The organism is Kitasatospora sp. NPDC097605 (assembly GCF_040302725.1).
Taxonomy (GTDB): Bacteria; Actinomycetota; Actinomycetes; order Streptomycetales; family Streptomycetaceae; genus Kitasatospora.
Window position 1 is genome coordinate 97,061 of sequence record NZ_JBEOSF010000019.1, and the last position, 18,808, is coordinate 115,868.

Sequence of the window (18,808 nt, forward strand, 5' to 3'; positions counted from 1 at the left end):
GAAGGGCCCGTGCCGATGATTCGACACGGGCCCGTGAAACTGCTGTGACCTGCGAAAACTCTGGCGGTCAGGCCTGCTTGGCGCCCTCCAGGGCGGCCCGCACGGCATTCACCACGACGTCCAGCGGGGCGTCCGTCCGGGCGACTGTGATGAGCACCTCACCTCCGGGACTGGCACTCAGTGCGCTCGCCGTCGCGGCCTCCGCCTCCGTCCCACTGGCACCGGGTGCCACGACAGTGCCACGCCGTCTGGCCCCCGGCGCGCTGGACGCCCAGAAGGTCCGCCGGATCACCTCGAAGGAGTGGTCCAGCTGCGCCTCGACGTCGCCCCGCCCGCCGGCCCGCAGCCAGCGCCGCAGCACGTGGTTGTGGGCCGCGACCACGGCCGCCGCCGACACCTCGGCCAGCATCGAGTCGTCCTCGCCGCCGCGCTGCCAGCCCGAGGGGATCTCCCCGGCGGTGTCGAAGCGGCCCAGCAGGTAGCGGGTGAACAGCCGCTCGTAGCGGGCCACCACGGCGATCTCCCGCTCGCGCAGCGCCGGCACCTGACGGATCAACTGGTACCGGGCCACCGAGACGGCGGGCGTGGAGGCGTACATCCGCAGCACCTCGTTGATGCCCCGGCAGACCACGTCCAGCGGGTGCTCCTCGGGCTCGGCGCTGGCCAGCAGGTCGGCCACCCGGACCAGGGTGTCGTCGTGGTCCGGGAAGATCGCCTCCTCCTTGGAACGGAAGTACCGGAAGAAGGTCCGCCGGGCCACCCCGGCCGCCGCCGCGATCTGGTCGACCGTGGTCTCCTCGTAGCCCTGCGAGGCGAACAGCTCCATGGCCGCGGTGGCCAGGTCCTGGCGCATCTGCTGGCGCTGCGCCGCCGCCCGGCGGCCGCCCGGGTTCCCGTCCTGGCCGGTCCCGGCCGGCCGGCCGTCGCGCGCCGGGGCGGATTGCTGCGGGGAGACTGACTGAACCCGATCCATGCCGGGAACGCTACACGTCCCCGGCGCCTGGCCCGCGGGCCTTCCCCGGCGCACCGGGGCGACCGGGCTGCCGGCCGCGGGTCTGGGCCAGTGCGCCGAGACCGCGCCCGGCGGCCGGCCGGCCCGCTCCGGGCGGAACGGCGGCCGGCCGGGCTGTCCCCCGTGGGACGCCGGGGTGGTCATCGGCGCGCGTGGTCGCGGAAGCCGCGGCCGGTCTTGCGGCCCAGGCAGCCGGCCGCCACCAGGTGCTCCAGCAGCGGCGCCGCCGCCAGGCCCGGCTCGCGGAACTCCTGGTGCAGCACCTGCTCGATGGTCAGCGAGACGTCCAGGCCGACCACGTCCAGCAGCTCGAACGGGCCCATCGGGTACCCGCAGCCGAGCTTCATCGCGGTGTCGATGTCGTCCACCGTCGCGTAGTGCTCCTGGAGCATCCGCACCGCGTCGTTCAGGTAGGGGAAGAGCAGCGCGTTGACGATGAAGCCGGCCCGGTCCCCGCACTCCACCGGGTGCTTGCGGACCGCGGCGCACAGCTCCAGCACGGTCGCGGTGACCTCCGGCGCGGTCAGCACCGTGGAGACCACCTCCACCAGCCGCATGGCCGGCGCCGGGTTGAAGAAGTGCATGCCGATGACGTCCTGCGGCCGGGTGGTCGCCGAGGCGCAGCTGATCACCGGCAGCGAGGAGGTGGTCGTGGCCAGCACCGCGCCCGGCTTGACGATCGCGTCCAGGGTGGTGAACAGCTCCCGCTTGACCGCCAGGTCCTCGGCCACCGCCTCGACCACCAGGTCCACCTCGGCCAGCTCCCCGTACTGCCCGACCGGCGTGACCAGGCCCAGGGCGGCGTCCCGCTGCTCCTCGCTCAGCCGGCCCTTGGCCACCGAGCGCTCCAGCGACTTCGCCAGCTGCGCCTTCGCCCGCTGCGCCTTCTCCAGGCTGCGCGCGGCCAGCAGCACCGGGTACCCGGCCTTGGCGAACACCTCGACGATGCCGGTGGCCATGGTGCCCGAGCCGCAGACGCCGACGCTGCGCACCTCCCGGCCGGCGGTCCCCGGCTCCGCCGGGCCGGTGACGGCGTCCACGGCCTTCGAGGAGCCGGGCGCCTCGTAGGTGTAGAAGCCGCGGCCGGTCTTGCGGCCCAGCAGCCCGGCCGCGACCAGCTGGCCGAGGATCGGCGCGGGCGCGTGCAGCCGGTCCTTCGACTGCTCGTACATCGCCTCCAGGACGGTCCGGGCGGTGTCCACGCCGATCAGGTCGAGCAGCGCCAGCGGGCCCATCGGCAGGCCGCAGCCGAGCCGCATCGCGGCGTCGATGTCCTCCCGGGTGGCGTACTTGGACTCGTACATCGCGGCGGCCTGGTTGAGGTAGGCGAAGAGCAGGCCGTTGACCACGAAGCCGGCCCGGTCGCCGGCCGCCACCGGCTCCTTGCCGAGGTCCCGGGCGAAGGCCGCGGCGTCCTCGGCCACCTGCGGGGCGGTGAGCACCGTGCGCACCACCTCGACCAGCTTCATGGTGTGCACCGGGTTGAAGAAGTGCAGGCCGAGCACCCGGTCCGGGCGGGCGGTGGCGGCGGCGATCCGGGTCACCGACAGCGCGGTGGTGCCGGTGGCCAGCACCGTCCCGGGCGGGCAGATCCGGTCCAGCTCGGCGAAGAGCTCCCGCTTCAGCTCCAGCCGCTCGGGGACCTCCTCGATCACCAGGTCCGCGTCGGCGGCGGCGTCCAGCGCGTGGCCGACGGCGATCCGGGCGAGCAGCCCGGTCCGCTCCTCGGCGGTGAGCCGCTCGCGGGCCACCGCGTGCGCGGTCGCCTCCTCGATCCGGGCCAGCGCCCGGGCGGCCGAGGCCCGGTCGGCCTCGATGCCGATCACCCGGCGGCCGCTCCTGGCGACCGCGACCGCGACGCCGGCGCCCATCGTGCCGAGGCCGACCACGGCCACCGTGGGGAAGGGACGCTCCATCTGTCCTGACTCCTTGTCATGGAAGGCCCGCGCGCGCTCCGGAGGGCGCGCCGCCGGAGGAGGGTCCGCGCGCGGGGGCGGGGGGATGACGGGTGCGGCCACCGCGCAGCCGCCGGTCCGCTCCGGCCATGCTGCGGGTGTGCCGTGGTACTCAGGCGCTCGAGTGGGGAAGCGGCTCTGAACAGCCTCTGAACTCGGAGGATCAGAGGAGGAGAAGCCCCGGTCGCGACCGCGGTCCGCGGTGGCCGGCCGGTGAACGAACGCACCGCCACGCGCCGCCCGCTCCGCGCGAGTCCCGCACGGCGGACGGCGCCCCCGTCGGTGCGGCTCCCGAAGCCCGACGGTGGTGCGTGCCGACACTGTAGCGAAGCTACTGGCTGGTAGGAAGGGGGTGGGGCGATGGAATCCCACCGCTCACGACGGGGCGATCACCCGTGCGGGTGAGGGGGTGGACGGACGTCCGTTCGGACCACCCGATAGGGGAGTTACGCGCCCCCGCGGGGCTGGGCAGCATGGGGACATGACCACTGGAGCCGTTGCCACGGACCGTCCCGAGCCCCCCGCCGCCGAGGGGGCCGGGCACGCCGACGACGGCGCCGCGCCGCCGCCCCGGGCCGACCGGGCCGAGCGCGGAGCACGGGCCCAGGAGGCGGTCGACCGGCTGCGCACCGCCGGGGTCGAGGCGGTCGCCGTCACCTGGGTGGACAACGCCGGCATCGCCCGGGTCAAGGCGGTACCGCTCGGCGGCCTGGTGCACGCCGCCCAGTGGGGCGTCGGCGCCGCCCCCTGCTTCGACGTCTTCCTCGCCGACGACACCATCGTCACCAGCCCGCTGATCGGCGGCCCCACCGGGGACCTGCGGCTCTACCCCGACGTCGCGCGGATCGTCCCGCTCGCCGCCCAGCCGGGCTGGGCCTGGGCGCCGGGGGACCGCTACACCCAGGGCGGCGCCCCGCACCCGGGCTGCCAGCGGCTCTTCGCCCGCCGGACGGTCGCGGCCTTCGCCGAGCGCGGGCTGACGCTGAAGGCCGGCATCGAGATCGAGTGGGTGGCCGCGCTGGCCGGCCCGCCCGAGGAGGCGCCCCGCTACCCGACGGCCGGCCCGGCCTACGGCATGCAGCGGCTCACCGAGCTCTCCGACTACCTGCGCGACGTGCTCCGCGCCCTCGGCGAGCAGGGCCTGACCGTGCTCCAGATCCACCCCGAGTACGCGGCCGGCCAGTTCGAGGTCTCGGTCGCCCCCGAGGGCCCGGTCGAGGCCGCCGACACCTCGGTGCTGATCCGGCACACCATCCGCGCCGTCTCCGCCCGGCACGGCCTGCGGGTCTCCTTCGCCCCGGCGGTCGAGGCCGGCGGCGTCGGCAACGGCGGCCATCTGCACCTCAGCCTCTGGCGGGACGGACACAACCTCGCCCACGGCGGACCGGGCCCGCACGGCCTCACCGCCGAGGCCGAGGGCTTCCTCGCCGGGGTGCTCGGCGCGCTGCCCGAACTGCTGGTGCTCGGCTGCTCCAGCCCGGCCGGCTACCTGCGGCTGGTCCCCTCGCACTGGGCCGGTGCCTACCAGTGCTGGGGCCTGGAGAACCGGGAGGCCGCGCTGCGCCTGGTCACCGGCTCCACCGGCGAGCGCGCCTCGACCGCCAATGCCGAGGTCAAGTGCTTCGACGCCACCGCCAACCCCTATCTGGCGGTCGGCGGGGTGCTCGCCGCCGGCCTCGCCGGGCTGGACCAACGGCTGGCGCTGCCGCCGGAGTTCACCGGGGACCCGGCGCAGGCCGCGCCCGGCGCCGTCCCCCGGCTGCCCACCGGCCCGGGCGAGGCGCTCGCGGCGTACCGCCGCTCCGCCCTGCTGCGCGAGGCGCTGGGCGAGCCGCTCTACGGGGCCGTGCTCGCCGTCCGGGAGGCCGAGAGCGAGCAGTACGCCGACGCGACCCCCGAGGAGCTGGCCGCCGCCACCCGCTGGCGGTACTGAGCGCTGTCCCCGCCGGACCTCCCCGCGCCGGCCGACCGCCACGGCCCGCTTCGGTGGGCCGCCACCGACCCCGCCCTGCACCGCGCCATGCGTCGCCGCTCGCCGGCTCGGTGCGCGCCGCCGAGCGGCCGGCCCCCCGCCGGGTCGCGGCGGACAACGCCCGCGGACTGTACGCGCTCTGACCGTCCGCCGCGCGGGCTTGGCGGCGATCCGCCACTGGCCGTTTCCGGCCGCCCCGGACTCCTGTTCCCCCGCCGGTCGCGCTGACTAGGGTGTGCCAACCGGCACGGTGGGTGTCCGCCGTCGTCCGATCGCCCCGCCCTGCCCGGCAGAGGCGGAGTCATATCCTCCGCGGATGGCCGACTTGTGACGATTAGATGACGACCTCTTGCGGATTGCCACACTTGTTCACTAGCGTCCCGATCATTCCAAATGCACCTGCCAACCGCAGCTGCTGCATGACGACTCGGGAGGGCCAACCCCTATGAGTGTTCCTCGGATCAGCCGGACCCGGTATGCGGCGGTGGGCCTCGTCCTCGCCACCGCCGGCGCCCTCGCGCTGCCGTCCGGCACCGCCGTCGCCGCCTCCGGGTCGGAGTCGACGACCGGTCCGCTGCTCAGCTACGTCGTCAACACCAAGGCCAACCACGGCCAGGTGCAGAAGGTCGAGAAGGCGATCACGGCCCTCGGCGGCACCGTGGTGTACTCCTACGAGCAGATCGGTGTGGTGATCGCGCGCTCCACCGACACCCAGTTCGCCGCCAAGCTGCGGAACGCCAAGGGTGTCGAGTCGGTCGGCGCCAGCCGCACCAAGGGCATCACCGCCTCCGAGGACCGTGTCGCCGAGGTCGCCGCCGCTCCGGCCGGTGCCTCCGCCGCGGGCGAGGAGCCCCTCTGGGCCAACCAGTGGGACATGCGCCAGATCGGCGTGGACAAGGCGCACAAGCTGTCCCTGGGCAGCAACAAGGTCACCGTCGGTGTGCTGGACTCCGGCATCGACGGCACCCACGAGGACCTCGCCGCCAACATCGACGCCTCGCAGTCGGTCTCCTGCATCGACGGCGGCAAGCCGAACACCGCCTGGGAGGCCTGGCAGCCCGGCGTCGACGGCGACCACGGCACCCACGTGGCCGGCACCATCGCCGCCGCCAAGAACGGCAAGGGCATCGAGGGCATCGCCCCGAACGTCAAGCTCGCCGCGGTGAAGGTCGTCGACGACGGCGGCTTCATCTACCCGGAGTACGCCATCTGCGGCTTCGTCTGGGCCGGTGAGCACAAGTTCAAGGTCACGAACAACAGCTACTTCGTCGACCCGTGGATGTTCAACTGCCAGAACGACGCCGACCAGGCGGCGATCACCACCGCCGTCCGCCGCGCCGTCGAGTTCTCGCAGCGCAAGGGCGTCCTGAACGTGGCCGCGGCGGGCAACGAGAACATCGACCTGGCCCACAAGACCAAGGACGTCGCCAGCCCGGACGACACCACCCCGGGCGAGCGCCCGATCACCCAGGACTGCCTGAACCTGCCGACCGAGCTGGACGGCGTCGTGGCGGTCTCCTCGGTGGGTGTCAACGGCGAGAAGTCGTACTACTCCAGCTACGGCAAGAACAAGGTCACGGTGGCCGCCCCCGGTGGCGACCGCCGCTACCAGATCCCGAACACCCCGGACCAGAACGGCCGCGTGCTGTCCACCATCCCGGGTGGCAAGTACGGCTACATGCAGGGCACCTCGATGGCCTCGCCGCACGCCGCCGGCGTGCTCGCCCTGCTCGCCAGCACCCACCCGTGGGCCAACGCGGACGAGCTGACCGAGCTGCTGACCAACCAGGCCGAGTCGCACGCCTGCCCGACCGCCCCGTACAACCCGGGCGGCGCCGGCGAGTGGTCCGCCACCTGTGAGGGCGGCGCGGACGACAACGGCTTCTACGGCGCCGGCATCATCAACGCCGAGAAGGCGGCCCAGTGGTGGCGGTGAGCCACGGCTGACCGGCTGACACCCTGAGTCACCGGGCCACCGGAACGGGGGCGGGACATCGAGTCCCGCCCCCGTTCCGCGTTCCCGGCGCCGCCGGCTCACTCGAAGTGGTGCTCCCAGACCGTCTCCACCGAGGGCTTGCCGTGCAGGTCCGGCACCTCCTGCAGCCAGGCCGGCCGCCCCGCCCTGCTCCGCGCCGCCCGCCGCCGCTCCGCCTCGCGCAACTGCTCCGGGGTGGAGAACCCCTCCGGCAGCCATTCGGCGGAGAGCACCGCCCGCGCCGCCAGGTGGTTCACATAGGCCCGGCGCAGCTCCCCGACCGAGCCGAACCCCGGCTCGTCGGCCAGCCAGGCGTCCGGCACCAGCGCCACCACGTCCTCCAGCAGCCCCACGGTGACCTGCGGCCCGAGCTCCTCGTCGGCCAGCCGGACGTCCGGGCGGTACCCGCCGAGGGCGTGGGCGCTGAGGTCGTAGCGCTTGCCGACCGACCCCTCGGCGGCGGACCAGCGGTGGTGGAAGACCAGCGCGGCGCCGTTGTCGATCAGCCACAGCCGCCGGTGCCAGACCATGAGATTGGGGTTGTGCACCGTCCGGTCGACGTTCCCGGTCAGCGCGTCCAGCCAGATCACCCGGCCGGCCTCGACCGGGTCGACCTCGATCAGACCGGGCCGGAAGTCGCGGGCGCCGGGCAGCAGGTCCATGCCGAGGTTGAGCCCGCGGCTGCCCCGCAGGATGTCCTGGATCTCCGGGTCCGGCTCGCCGTCGGCGACCGCCGGGTCGAAGTCGACCAGCCGCAGCTCGGGCACCGGCAGGCCGAGCCGGCGCGCCAGCTCGCCGACGATCACCTCCGCCACCAGCGCCTTGCGGCCCTGGGCCGAGCCGAGGAACTTCACCACGTAGGTGCCCAGGTCGTCGGTCTCCACCACGCCGGGGACGGAACCGCCGGCCCGCAGCGGGTCGACGTAGCGCACTGCTGTCACCTGTTCGAGCACATCCGCCACCCTAACCCCCGCCGCTCCGGCGGGGAGGGCGCCGCCCGCCGTTCGCGGTGCGCTGTGATTGGCTTGCCGGTACCACCCGGGACGACCGCCCGGCGCCGGACGACCGTACAAGGAGAGCACGACCATGGGACAGGTGCAGGCCACCACCGAGCGGGTCTACGACGCGGCCCCCGAGCGGGTGTACGAGGCCCTGGCCGACTACCAGGTGACCCGCCCCAAGCTGCTGCCCGAGCAGTACAGCGAGTACGAGGTCCGGGTCGGCGGCACCGGCGCCGGCACCCAGGTGCACTGGAAGCTCCAGGCCACCGAGAAGCGGATCCGCGACTGCCTGTTCACCGTCTCGGCGCCCCGGCCGGACCAGCTGGTGGAGAAGGACGCCAACTCCAGCATGGTGATCACCTGGACCGTCGCGGCGGCCGGCGAGGGCCGCACCAAGGTCACCGTCACGGCCACCTGGCAGGGCGCGACCGGCATCGGCGGCTTCTTCGAGCGGACCTTCGCGCCCAAGGGCCTGAACCGGATCCACGACCAGGTGCTGAACAACCTGGCCGCCGAGGTCCGTTGAGGTCCACCGGGGTTCGGTGAGTTCCGGCCTTCCGGACCTCACCCTCAACTCGTCCAGGAATTCGACGAGTTCGTCCACCCGTACGAGCCGCGCGCCGTACGGGTGGACGCCCCGCCACCTGCGGGTGACGACGCGCCCGGGCGCCCGGCGGCCACCCTAGGCTCGCCGCCGTGCATATGACGATCCTTCACATCTCGCAGCCCGTCGACGGCGGAGTGGCCCGCGTCGTGGTCGACCTGGTCCGCGGCCAGCGCGAGGCCGGCCACCGGGTGCTGGTGGCCTGTCCGCGCGGCGGCCGGCTCGCCGACGAGGCCGCCGCCGTCGGCGCGCTGGTCCAGGACTGGCCGGCCCGGCGCTCGCCCGGCCCCGCCACCGCCGCCGAGGCCTGGCGGCTGCGCCGGATCGTCCGGGCCGCCGGGCCCGACATGCTCCACCTGCACAGCGCCAAGGCCGGCCTGGCCGGCCGGCTGGCCGTGCGCGGCGCGGTGCCGACCGTCTTCCAGCCGCACGCCTGGTCCTTCGCCGCGGTGGATGGCGCCCTCGCCGCCGCCACCCGGCACTGGGAGCGCTACGCGACCCGCTGGGCGCACCGGCTGCTCTGCGTCTCCGTCCAGGAGCGGACCGACGGCGTCGCGGCCGGCCTGCACGCCGACTGGGCGGTGGTGCCCAACGGCGTGGACGTGCGCCACTACGCGCCCGCCGACCGCCGGGCCGCCCGGATCGCGCTCGGCCTGGACCCGGCCGCGCCGCTCGCGGTCTGCCTGGGCCGGCTCTGCCGCCAGAAGGGGCAGGACGTGCTGCTCACCGCCTGGCCCGAGGTGCGCCGCCGGGTGCCGGGGGCCCGGCTGGCGCTGGTCGGCGGCGGTCCGGAGGAGACCCGGCTGGCCGCCATGGTCCGGGAGGGCGCCGAGCCGTCCCGGGTGCGGCTGGTCGGGGACGTCACGGACCCGCGGCCCTGGCTGGCCGCGGCCGACCTGGTGGTGCTGCCCTCGCGCTGGGAGGGCATGGCGCTGGCCCCGCTGGAGGCGATGGCCTGCGGCCGGCCGGTGCTGCTGAGCGACGTGCCCGGGGCCCGTGAGTGCCTGCCGCCGTCCGAACACGCGAGCGCCCTGGTGCCGCCGGAGGACGTGTCCGCGCTCATCACCCGAATGGCGGAAGCGCTGTCCGATCCGATCGAGTGCGAGCGGCGCGGCGCCCGGCTGCGCGAGCACGCCGCGGCCCGCCATGACGTTCGATCGGTGGTCGAACAGGTCGACGCGCTCTACCGGGACCTGCTGGGTGCCGGCCCGGCGCCCGGGCGGCGCCGCGCCCGTGTCCCGCAGCGGATCTGATCGTTTCACATGCCGTGAATGCCCCGCCGCCTAGGCGCTGCCGTATTCGCACCCTCCACCGGTTGTGGACGAGGGGCCAAATCAGAAATACCTATTAATGGGCGGCTGGAATGAAACGGCTGGTCAATTTCCAGCATTCAACCCTGTTTTCGGTAACGTCTGATTTTGCCTGCTTCGTTTCGATTGTACGCCGGGAATTCGCGAGAAAACCGAAAGTCGCCAGCGGTAGCAGGTGCTGTCAGGACCGCACTCACCGGGCCGGGACGGCCGCCCCGGGCCACCCGGTGCCGGACCGCCGTCACCCCGGGCACACAGCAGGGGAGTTCGTCCGCCGATGACCATTGACCACGACAGCGTGCCCCGGCCCGGCCAGTCCCTGTCCGGCCCCCGCCGACCCGCCACCACCGGGCTGCTCGACCGCCCGACGCGCTCCGCGCAGACCCGCAGCGCCCCGCCGGCCCGCCGGCACCGCCGCCCGGTCCGCGCCCGGCTCGCGCTCCCCGTCGCCCTGGTCGCCGTCGACGCGCTCGCCCTGTGCACCGCCACCGGCACCGCCAACCGCGCCCTCGACCCCGCCGTCCGGATCGCGCCGCTGCTCGGCGTCGCCGCCCTGCTGCCCCTGCTCATCCTGCTCAACCTGGCCGGCGGCCTCTACCGCACCCGGCTCACCCTCTCGGTGCTCGACGAACTGCCCGCGCTCACCGCGCGGGCCCTCGTCGCCGCCGCCTTCGCCATCAGCCTGGCCGGCTGCCTGGAGGACCACTGGCCCGACTCCGGCCCCGCCACCCCGGCCCGGCTCACCGTCCTGCTCGGCACCCAGCTGGTGCTCGCCGTCTGCGGCCGCGCCGTCCTCTACCACCTGGTCCGCCGGATCCGCCGCAGCCGCCCCAGCCCCGTCCTGGTGCTCGGCGCCGGCCGGCTCGGCCGCCGGGTCGCCGCCGCCCTCAGCGAGCGCGGCGAGTACGGGATGCGCCCGGTCGGCTTCCTGGACGCCGACCCGCCGCTGCTCGCCGGCGACACCGACCTCCCGGTGCTCGGCGGCCGCGAGGCCCTGGAGCGCGAGGTCCGCCGCCACCACGTCCACCACGTGGTCGCCACCGCCGGCGCCGCCGACGAGGCCGAGACCGCCGCCACCCTGCGCGACGCCGCCCGGCTCGGCTGCCAGGTCTGGCTGGTCCCCGCGCTGCGGGAGTACGGCTCGCTCGCCGCCGGACGGCTGGCCGGCGCCGACCACCTCTGGGGCTTCCCCTGCCTGCGGGTCGGCCGCGCCGCGATGCGCCGCCCCGGCTGGGCCGGCAAGCGGACCCTGGACGTCACCGCCGCCGCGATCGGCCTGCTGCTGCTCGCGCCCGTCCTCGCCCTGTGCGCCCTCGCCGTCCGCTTCGACACCGGCCCCGGCGTCCTCTTCCGCCAGCAGCGCACCGGCCTCGACGGCCGGGTCTTCACCGTCTTCAAGTTCCGCACCCTGCGGCCGAGCAACGAGCACGAGTCGGCCACCCGCTGGAACATCTCGCAGGACCACCGGATGGGCGCCGTCGGCCGGCTGATGCGCCGCAGCTCCCTCGACGAGCTCCCGCAGCTGTGGAACGTGCTGCGCGGCGACATGAGCCTGGTCGGCCCGCGCCCCGAACGCCCCTACTTCGTCATGCGGTTCAGCCAGGCCTACCCCGAGTACGCGGACCGCCACCGCGTCCCGGTCGGCCTCACCGGCCTCGCCCAGGTCAACGGCCTGCGCGGGGACACCTCGATCGAGGACCGGGCCCGCTTCGACAACCGCTACATCGAGAGCTGGAGCCTCTGGCAGGACGTCAAGATCCTGTGCCGCACCGCGGCCCTCATGCTCCACCCGGACGGGAGCTGATCAACGCCGTGGCCCTGACCCTCGCCGCACCCCCGCGCCCCGCCGCGCTGTTACGGCGCGCGGGGGGCGTCGTCCACCGCCGCCCCAGCCTGCTGGCCGCCGCCACCGTGCTGCTGGTCTGCGTCCCCACCGGGGAGAAGGACGTCGCCGCCGCCGTCCACGTCACCGCCGCCGACCTCGCCTCGCTCGCCCTGGTCGCGCTCACCGCCGTGAACCTGCTGCGCGGCCGCACGCCCGCGATCGGGCGCGCCGACGCCGTCCGGTTCGGCGTGATCGTGCTCGCCGCCGCCGTCGCCACCGTCGGCTCGATCGACCCGGCGACCAGCCTCACCGGCTTCGTCCGGCTCACCCAGGTCTTCGTGCTCGTCCCGGCCGCCGTGCTGTGCGCCCTGCGCGACCGCACCGACCAGCGGCTCGTCCTCGGCTCCTTCGTGCTCGCCGCCCTGATCCAGGGCGTGGTCGGCGCCCACCAGTTCCTCACCGGCACCGGCGCCTCCTACACCGGCCGCCCGATCCGCGCCGTCGGCACCTTCGGCGCCCTCGACATCATGGCGATGTCCACCGTCGTCAGCTACGGCCTGCTCGCCGCCCTGGCGCTGGGCGTCTCCCTTCGCGAGCCGACGGGCCAGGAGCGTCCGGAGGCGAGCGAAGACGACACCGAGCGGGGGCCGGACGGCAATGCCCGGGTGCGGCGGGCCCTGTTCGCCGCGGCGGCCTTCCTCGCCTTCCCGCTCGCCGTCTCCTTCAGCCGCGGCAGCTGGATCGCCACCGCCGCGGCCGCCACCGTCCTGCTGCTGCGCGCCGACGCCCGGCTCGCCGTCCGCTGCGCCGTCCTCGGCACGGCCGCCGCCGTGGTGCTGGTCGGCGGGTTCGGCCTCGGCGGCTCCGGCGTCACCGCCCGGCTCAGCTCGATCGGCTCCGTCTCCGAGGCCCCCGACCAGTCGGTCTCCGACCGCTACGACCTGTGGGCCACCGCCGGGCGGATCTGGCAGGACCACCCCGTCTCCGGCGCCGGCCCCAAGGCCTTCCAGCAACTGCGCGACAGCCACGCCCCGTTGCGGCTCTCCTCCGGCAGCGACGCCGCCGACGCCACCATCGGCTTCCAGCGCGAACCGCTGCTCTCCCCGCACAACATGTACTTCCTGGTGCTCAGCGAGCAGGGTCTCCTCGGCATCGCCGCCTACGGCCTGCTCTTCCTCGGCCTGCTCCTCGGCTGCCTGCGCACCGCCCGCGGCCCCGGCCTCGCCGCCCTCGCCCTGCTCACCTGGGTCCTGGTCGACTTCCTCTACGCCGACATCGGCGGCGCCACCACCGTGCTGACCTCGATCATCCTCGGCCTCGCCGCCCACACGGCCCGCCCGCACCCGGCCCGCCCCGGAGGCGAGCGGGCGACAATCGGAGCGGGCGCATGAAGACCGACCGGCCCACCGCGCCCGGTACCCCCGCGCTGCCCGCCCCCCGGCAGGCGCCGGCCGCCGCCGGCCCGCGCCGCGGCTTCCTCGCCAGGGCCTTCGGCGTCACCGCCGTCCTCAGCGCCGCCGGCTCCGCCCTCGGCCTGCTCCGCGACCTGCTGCTTGCCCGCTACTTCGGCGCCAACCAGGGCACCGACGCCTTCCTGGTCGCCTGGACGGTTCCCGAGACCGCCGCACCGCTGCTCATCGAGGACGCCATGTCCTTCCTCATGGTGCCCGCCTTCGCGCTCGCCCTGGTGCTCCGCGAGGAACGCCCCGACGGCCCCGACCCGGTCCGCCAGCTCGTCCGCGCCACCCTGCCCTGGCTGCTGCTCGCCCTCTCCACCCTCTCCCTGGGCGCCGCGCTCGGCGCCCCCCGGCTGGTCGAGCTGCTCGCCCCCGGCCTGGCCAACCCCCAGCTCGCCGTCACCTGCACCCGGATCACCGCGATCACCGTGCTGCCGTTCGGCGTGGCCGGCTACCTCGCCGCCGCCCTGCGCGCCCACCACCGGTTCACCGCCCCGGCCGGCATCTACGTCGCCTACAACCTCGGCATTCTCGGCGTGCTGCTCACCTGCCACGCGCTCTGGGGCGTGCGCGCCGCCGCGATCGGCGTGGCCTTCGGCAGCCTGCTGATGGCCGGCCTGCTGATCGGCCCGTTCCTGCGCCGGCTGCGGGCCGGCACCGGCCGCCCCGCCCGCGGCCGCCGCTCCCGCAACGCCCTGGTGCTGATCCCGCTCGCCCTGCTGCCGGTCGGCGTGTTCACCCTGACCCGCCAGGCCCAGGTCTTCATCGAGCGGTTCCTCGGCTCGGCGCTGCCGCCCGGCACCATCTCGCACCTCAACTACGCGGCCAAGGTCTCCCAACTGGCCATGACGGCCGGGATCCTGATCTGCACCGTGACCTTCCCGCTGGTCGCCCGGGCGCTCGCCGCCGGGGACGTCACCGCCGCCCGCGACCGGGTGGAGAAGGACCTCGGCCAGGCGGCGGCCGTCGTCCTGCTCGGCACCGCCTTCCTGATGGCCTGCGCCCCCTCGGTGGTCGAGCTGCTCTTCGAACGCGGCGCCTTCGGCCCCCGGGACACCGCCGCCACCGCCGCCGTCATCCGGGTCTACAGCTTCGGGCTGCTCGCCCAGGCGCTGACCGGGGTGATGATCCGCCCCTACTTCTCGCTGCGCCCGGTGGTCCGCCGGGCCGGCGACCCCAGCCCCGAGGACGGCGGGCGCCGGCTGCTCGACTGGTACCCGGCCGCCGCCATGGCGTTCGGCCTGGTCGTCACCGTCGCCGTCGGCGTGCTCGCCACCCCCCGGTTCGGTGCCCTCGGCCTGGCCGCCGGCAACGCGGCCGGCATCACCGCCACCGCGGCGCTGCTGCTGCACGGTCTGGTGCTGCGCGGCATCCCGCTGCGGCTGCGGCGGGTCCTCGGCGGCCACGCCCGGCTGCTGGCCACGGCCGCCGGCGCCGCCGCGCTCGGCACGCCCGCCGCCGGCCTCGCCGCCGATCCCCTGCTCTCCACCGCGCTCGGCGGTCTGACCGTCGCGCTGGCCTTCGCCGCCCTGGGCACCGGCCTCGGCGCCCGCGAGGTGCGCGGCCCGGTCCGGGCCGCCCTCCGGGTCCTGGGACCGGTTCCAGGACCGTCTCCTGTCGCCGATGAAGGGAAGCCTCCCCATGGATGCTGAACGGGGATCAGTCCGGTCGGTCCCGTCGGGTGTGCGCCGCCCAGCCGCACCGGCGGCCGGCGGCCCGCGCACCGACCTGCCGCGCACCGACCCGCCACGGACCGACACACCGCGCGCCGGCACCCGCAGACCACCGGCGCAGCTGCCCAGAAGCCGGCGGCCGCTGCCCGAGGCGCCGGTCGCCGACACCACCTCGCCGTGGATCCTGATGTACCACTCGGTGGCGGTCGAGAAGGAGGACCCGTACCAGCTGACCGTCAGCCCCGAGCGGTTCGCCGAGCAGATCGCCTGGCTGCACCGGCGTGGACGGCGCGGGGTCTCGGTGCGGGAGCTGATGCGGGCCCGGGCGGCCGGGCGGGCCGACAAGCTGGTCGGCCTGACCTTCGACGACGGCTACGCCGACTTCGCCCGCCATGCCGTACCGATTCTCCAGGCGTACGGCTTCACCGCCACCGCGTACGTGGTCGCCGACCTGCTCGGCCGTGCCAACGACTGGGACAGCGAGGGGCCCCGGAAGACGCTGCTCACCGTCCAGGAGGTCACCGACCTCGCCGCTGCCGGCTGGGAGATCGGCTCGCACGGCCTCGGCCACCAGGCGCTGGCCGGCCTGCCCGCCGAGGTGCTCGCCGCCCAGACCCGGGAGAGCCGGCGGGTCCTGGAGGAGGTGGTCGGCGGCCCGGTCACCGGCTTCTGCTACCCGTACGGCGCGGTCGACCTGGCCGCCACCCACGCCGTCCGGGACGCCGGCTACGACTACGCCGTCGCGATCGCGCACTCCCCGCTCACCGGCCAGTACGCCCTGCCGCGCTGCTACGTCGGCGACCGCGACGGGGCCTGGCGCCTGCGCGCCAAGCGCGGCCGCCACCGCCTGCGCGACTGGGCGATGAAGGGGCGCGACCAGTGAAGGTCCTGCACATCGTCACCGGCCTCGCCTCCGGGGGAGCGGAGCGCCAGCTCCAGCTGCTGCTCCGCCACCTGCCGGCCCACCAGCACTGCGAGGTGCTCGCGCTGACCAACCCCGGGGCGGTGGCCGACGGGCTGCGCGCCGAGGGCGTCACCGTCCACCACCTCGGCATGCGCGGCAACCGGGACGTCGGCGCGCTGCCCCGGCTGGCCCGCCAGGTCCGGGCCGGACGCTACGACCTGGTGCACACCCACCTCTACCGCGCCGGGCTCTACGGCCGGCTGGCCGCCCGGCTGGCCGGGGTACGGGCGGTCGTCGCCACCGAGCACTCGCTGCACACCGGGGTGATCGAGGGCCGCCCGGTCACCCGCGGCGTCAAGGGCCTCTACCTGGCCGCCGAACGCCTCGGCACCACCACCGTCGCGGTCTCCCGGCAGGTCGCCCGGACGCTGCACGCCTGGGGCGTCCCGCCGGCCCGGGTGGAGCTGATCCCGAACGGCATCGACGCCGCCCGCTACCGGCTCCCGCCCGCCGACCGGGCCGCCACCCGGGCCCGGGTGCGCGCCGAGCTCGGCCTGCCGCCGGAGAGCCGGGTGATCGGCGGGATCGGCCGGCTGGTCCCGGGCAAGCGCTTCCACGTCCTGCTGGAGGCGCTGGCCGGGCTGGACGGCGCGGCCCGGCTGGTGCTGGTCGGCGAGGGCCCCGAGCGGCCCGCCCTGGAACGGCTGGCCGCCGGCCTCGGGGTCCGCGACCGCCTGGTGCTCACCGGCGAGCGCGACGACGTGCCCGACCTGCTCACCGCCCTGGACGCGCTGGCCGCCCCCTCCACCGAGGAGACCTTCGGCCTCGGCGTGCTGGAGGGGCTCGCGGCCGGCCTGCCGGTGCGCCACAGCGCCTGTCCGGCACTGGACGAACTGCCGCCCGGCGCCGCCCCGCAGGCCCGCCGGATCCCCTCCGAGGCCGCCGCCTACACGGCCGCGCTGCGCGAGCTGTGCGGACCGCGCGACCTGGGCCGCCCCGACGACCACCGCCCCGACCCGCTGCCCCGGCCCGCCGCGGTCGGCCACTACGACATCGTCCGGGTGGCCGCCGACCTCGGCGCCCTCTACGACCGGCTGGCCCGGGCTTGAGGCGGCGGCACCACCCCCACCGCCGCCGGGCCGCCGGCCGGGCGGCCCCGATAGCCAAGGAGTCCCCATGACCGAACCGCGCCGAAGTGCCCGCCGGCTGGTCAGCCGCTGGTGGCCGGTGGTCCTCGCGGTGCCGCTGGGCGCCGTCGCCGGCGCCGGGTACGCCGTCGTCGCCAACCCCTCGTACGCCGCCGACTCCTATGTGATCGTGGTGCCCGAGACCCAGGGCGAGGCCGTCACCGCGGTCAGCTTCGCCCAGGCGTACGGCCGGCTGGCCGGCCGGCCGCAGGTGCTCGCGGCGGCCGCCGCGGAGACCGGGCACAGCCTGGGCGAGCTGGAGACCCTGGTGCACGGCACCACCTCGCCGGACGCCCCGGTGATCGAGATCACCGGCACCGGTCCCGACCGGCAGGAGGCCGTCCGGGCGGCGGACGCGGTGGCCCGCTCGCTGGTCGCCTTCGCGAACACCAGCAGCCGGGAGACCGGCGTCCGGCTGGTCCCGCTGGCCGCCGCCGCGGAGCCCGCCAAGCCGACCACGCCCTCCGGCCGGCTGGACGTCGCGGTCGGCGGCGCGGCCGGCGTGCTGATCGGCGCGCTGGTGATGATGACCCGCCGCCGGAACGCCGCGCCCGCCGGACCCGACGCGCCCGTCACGCCCGACGGATCCGCCGACGGGCAGGCGCCCGCCGCGACCACCCCGCGCCCGCGCGCAGCCGAGCCCGAGCCCGCCGCCGAGAGCGCCGAGCCCGTCGCCGAGAGCGCCGAGCCCGGGCCCGTCGCCGAAGCCGGGCCCGAGCCGGTGAAGGCCGCGGCGGCCGCCGGGGGCGGACGATGAGCACCGGGGCCGCCACCTCCACCGCCGGTCTCCCCGCGCAGGCCCGCGCCCCGCGCTGGACCGCCGAGCTGCGCCGCGAGGACGACGCCCTCGACACCCTGGCCGAGGAGTGGGACGACCTGGTCGCCCGCTGCCGGACGGCCACCTTCTTCCAGTCCGCCGCCTGGCAGCGCTCCTGGTGGCGCCAGTACGGCACCCCCGGCGCGCTGCTGGTGGTGCTGGTGCGCCGGGACGGCCGGCTGGTCGGCGCGGGCGCGTTCCGCCGGCGCGGCGGCCCGCTCGGCGGTCTGACCGGCCTCGGCGCCGGGCTGATCGACTTCACCGACGTCCTGCTCGACGACGACTGCGCCGACCGCGCCGCCGAGGAGTTCGCCGCCGCGCTGCCGCTCACCCGTCCCTGGCACAGCCTGGAGCTGCGCGAGGTCCGCCCGGAGGCCGCCGTCCAGCGGGTCTTCGAGCAGTGGCGCGGCCGGCGCCGCCGGTTCACCGACTCGCTCTGCCAGTACCTGCCGGCCGCGCCGATGGACCAGCTGCTCAAGCGGGTGCCGGGCAGGACCGCCCAGCGCAGCCGGGTCAAGCTGCGCAAGATCGCCGAATCGGGCGTGGAGGTGCGCACGACGAGCCCGGAGGACGTGCCGGAGGCGCTGGACGGGCTGCTGCGGCTGCACTTCCTGCAGTGGCGGGAGCGCGGCGTCACGCCGGAGCACCGCAGCGAGCGGTTCCGCCGGCACCTCGCCGAGTCCACCGCCGGGCTGGTGGCCACCGGCCGTGCGGCCGTCCACCAGTTCTGGCTGGACGGCGAGCTGGTGGCGGTCGACCTGGTGCTGCTCTGCCCGTCCTTCAGCGGCCTCTACCTGTACGGCGCGCATCCGGGGCTGCGGGAGCGGCTGGACATCGCGGGCCTGCTGTTCGGCGCGGCGCTGGACGAGACGCTGGGCGCCGGCATCCCGGTGATAAGCCTGCTGCGCGGCCAGGAGCCGTACAAGCAGCGCTGGCGTCCGGACCGGCTGTCCAACCAGCGGCTGCTGTTCGGCCCGCGCGGCGCGGCCCCGGTGGCCGCCGCCCGGAGCGGCGCGGTGCGCGGCCGGCGGGCGGCGGTCCACCTGCTGAGCACCCGCGCGCCGCGGCTGAAGGAGGCGCTGGCCGCCCGCCGCCGCGGCTGACCGCACGCGTCCC

Annotated in this window: 14 protein-coding genes; 11 read left to right on the forward strand and 3 right to left on the reverse strand. The window is 75.6% G+C overall.

All coding sequences use genetic code 11. The annotated features are described in order from the left end of the window. Nucleotides 1–67 precede the first annotated feature (67 nt). Both ABTX81_RS22315 and ABTX81_RS22320 read right to left on the reverse strand, forming a co-directional pair. Nucleotides 68–973, reverse strand: a complete 906-nt coding sequence (locus ABTX81_RS22315) for a TetR family transcriptional regulator (protein ID WP_350548358.1) — start codon at nucleotides 971–973, stop codon at nucleotides 68–70. 179 nt (nucleotides 974–1,152) lie between these two features. After that, nucleotides 1,153–2,928: a 3-hydroxyacyl-CoA dehydrogenase family protein gene (locus tag ABTX81_RS22320; protein WP_350548360.1), complete on the reverse strand. Its 1,776-nt coding sequence runs from the start codon at nucleotides 2,926–2,928 to the stop codon at nucleotides 1,153–1,155. Nucleotides 2,929–3,448: 520 nt separating this feature from the next. On the opposite strand from ABTX81_RS22320, the gene ABTX81_RS22325 reads away from it, so the two are divergent. Together ABTX81_RS22325 and ABTX81_RS22330 are read left to right on the forward strand one after the other, a co-directional pair. Next, the gene (locus tag ABTX81_RS22325) at nucleotides 3,449–4,900 is read left to right on the forward strand and encodes a type I glutamate--ammonia ligase (protein ID WP_350548362.1); all 1,452 of its coding nucleotides are present in this window, start codon (nucleotides 3,449–3,451) and stop codon (nucleotides 4,898–4,900) included. A gap of 484 nt (nucleotides 4,901–5,384) precedes the next feature. Then, entirely contained in the window at nucleotides 5,385–6,875 is a 1,491-nt protein-coding gene (locus ABTX81_RS22330) for a S8 family peptidase (protein ID WP_350548364.1), read from the forward strand. Between the two features lie 98 nt (nucleotides 6,876–6,973). Here ABTX81_RS22330 and ABTX81_RS22335 read toward each other — a convergent pair whose 3' ends face one another. After that, on the reverse strand, nucleotides 6,974–7,867 hold the full coding sequence (locus tag ABTX81_RS22335; protein ID WP_350548366.1) for a HipA family kinase: 894 nt from the start codon (nucleotides 7,865–7,867) through the stop codon (nucleotides 6,974–6,976). 133 nt (nucleotides 7,868–8,000) lie between these two features. Between ABTX81_RS22335 and ABTX81_RS22340 the strand changes: the two genes are divergently transcribed. The 9 genes from ABTX81_RS22340 to ABTX81_RS22380 all read left to right on the forward strand — a co-directional run bounded on the left by ABTX81_RS22340 (nucleotide 8,001) and on the right by ABTX81_RS22380 (nucleotide 18,795). Next, complete coding sequence (locus ABTX81_RS22340) at nucleotides 8,001–8,441, forward strand: SRPBCC family protein (protein ID WP_350548368.1); 441 nt, start codon at nucleotides 8,001–8,003, stop codon at nucleotides 8,439–8,441. A gap of 176 nt (nucleotides 8,442–8,617) precedes the next feature. Next, nucleotides 8,618–9,772 (forward strand): glycosyltransferase, encoded by a 1,155-nt coding sequence (locus tag ABTX81_RS22345; RefSeq protein WP_350548370.1) that lies wholly within the window; start codon nucleotides 8,618–8,620, stop codon nucleotides 9,770–9,772. A 334-nt stretch (nucleotides 9,773–10,106) separates the two neighbouring features. After that, a complete protein-coding gene (locus ABTX81_RS22350; RefSeq protein ID WP_350548372.1) occupies nucleotides 10,107–11,633 on the forward strand; it encodes an exopolysaccharide biosynthesis polyprenyl glycosylphosphotransferase in 1,527 nt (508 codons plus the stop codon). Nucleotides 11,634–11,641: 8 nt separating this feature from the next. Further along, complete coding sequence (locus ABTX81_RS22355) at nucleotides 11,642–13,045, forward strand: O-antigen ligase family protein (RefSeq protein ID WP_350548374.1); 1,404 nt, start codon at nucleotides 11,642–11,644, stop codon at nucleotides 13,043–13,045. Continuing rightward, complete coding sequence (locus ABTX81_RS22360; RefSeq protein WP_350548376.1) at nucleotides 13,042–14,763, forward strand: lipid II flippase MurJ; 1,722 nt, start codon at nucleotides 13,042–13,044, stop codon at nucleotides 14,761–14,763. The genes ABTX81_RS22355 and ABTX81_RS22360 overlap by 4 nt, the downstream gene beginning before the upstream one ends. A gap of 31 nt (nucleotides 14,764–14,794) precedes the next feature. Next, nucleotides 14,795–15,667 (forward strand): polysaccharide deacetylase family protein, encoded by an 873-nt coding sequence (locus tag ABTX81_RS22365; protein ID WP_350548378.1) that lies wholly within the window; start codon nucleotides 14,795–14,797, stop codon nucleotides 15,665–15,667. Beyond that, nucleotides 15,664–16,797 (forward strand): glycosyltransferase, encoded by a 1,134-nt coding sequence (locus ABTX81_RS22370; protein ID WP_350548380.1) that lies wholly within the window; start codon nucleotides 15,664–15,666, stop codon nucleotides 16,795–16,797. The genes ABTX81_RS22365 and ABTX81_RS22370 overlap by 4 nt, the downstream gene beginning before the upstream one ends. Before the next feature lie 67 nt (nucleotides 16,798–16,864). Continuing rightward, nucleotides 16,865–17,632: a YveK family protein gene (locus ABTX81_RS22375; protein WP_350548382.1), complete on the forward strand. Its 768-nt coding sequence runs from the start codon at nucleotides 16,865–16,867 to the stop codon at nucleotides 17,630–17,632. Then, nucleotides 17,629–18,795 (forward strand): GNAT family N-acetyltransferase, encoded by a 1,167-nt coding sequence (locus tag ABTX81_RS22380; protein WP_350548384.1) that lies wholly within the window; start codon nucleotides 17,629–17,631, stop codon nucleotides 18,793–18,795. Before ABTX81_RS22375 ends, ABTX81_RS22380 begins: the two co-directional genes overlap by 4 nt. The last annotated feature ends 13 nt before the right edge of the window (nucleotides 18,796–18,808 follow it).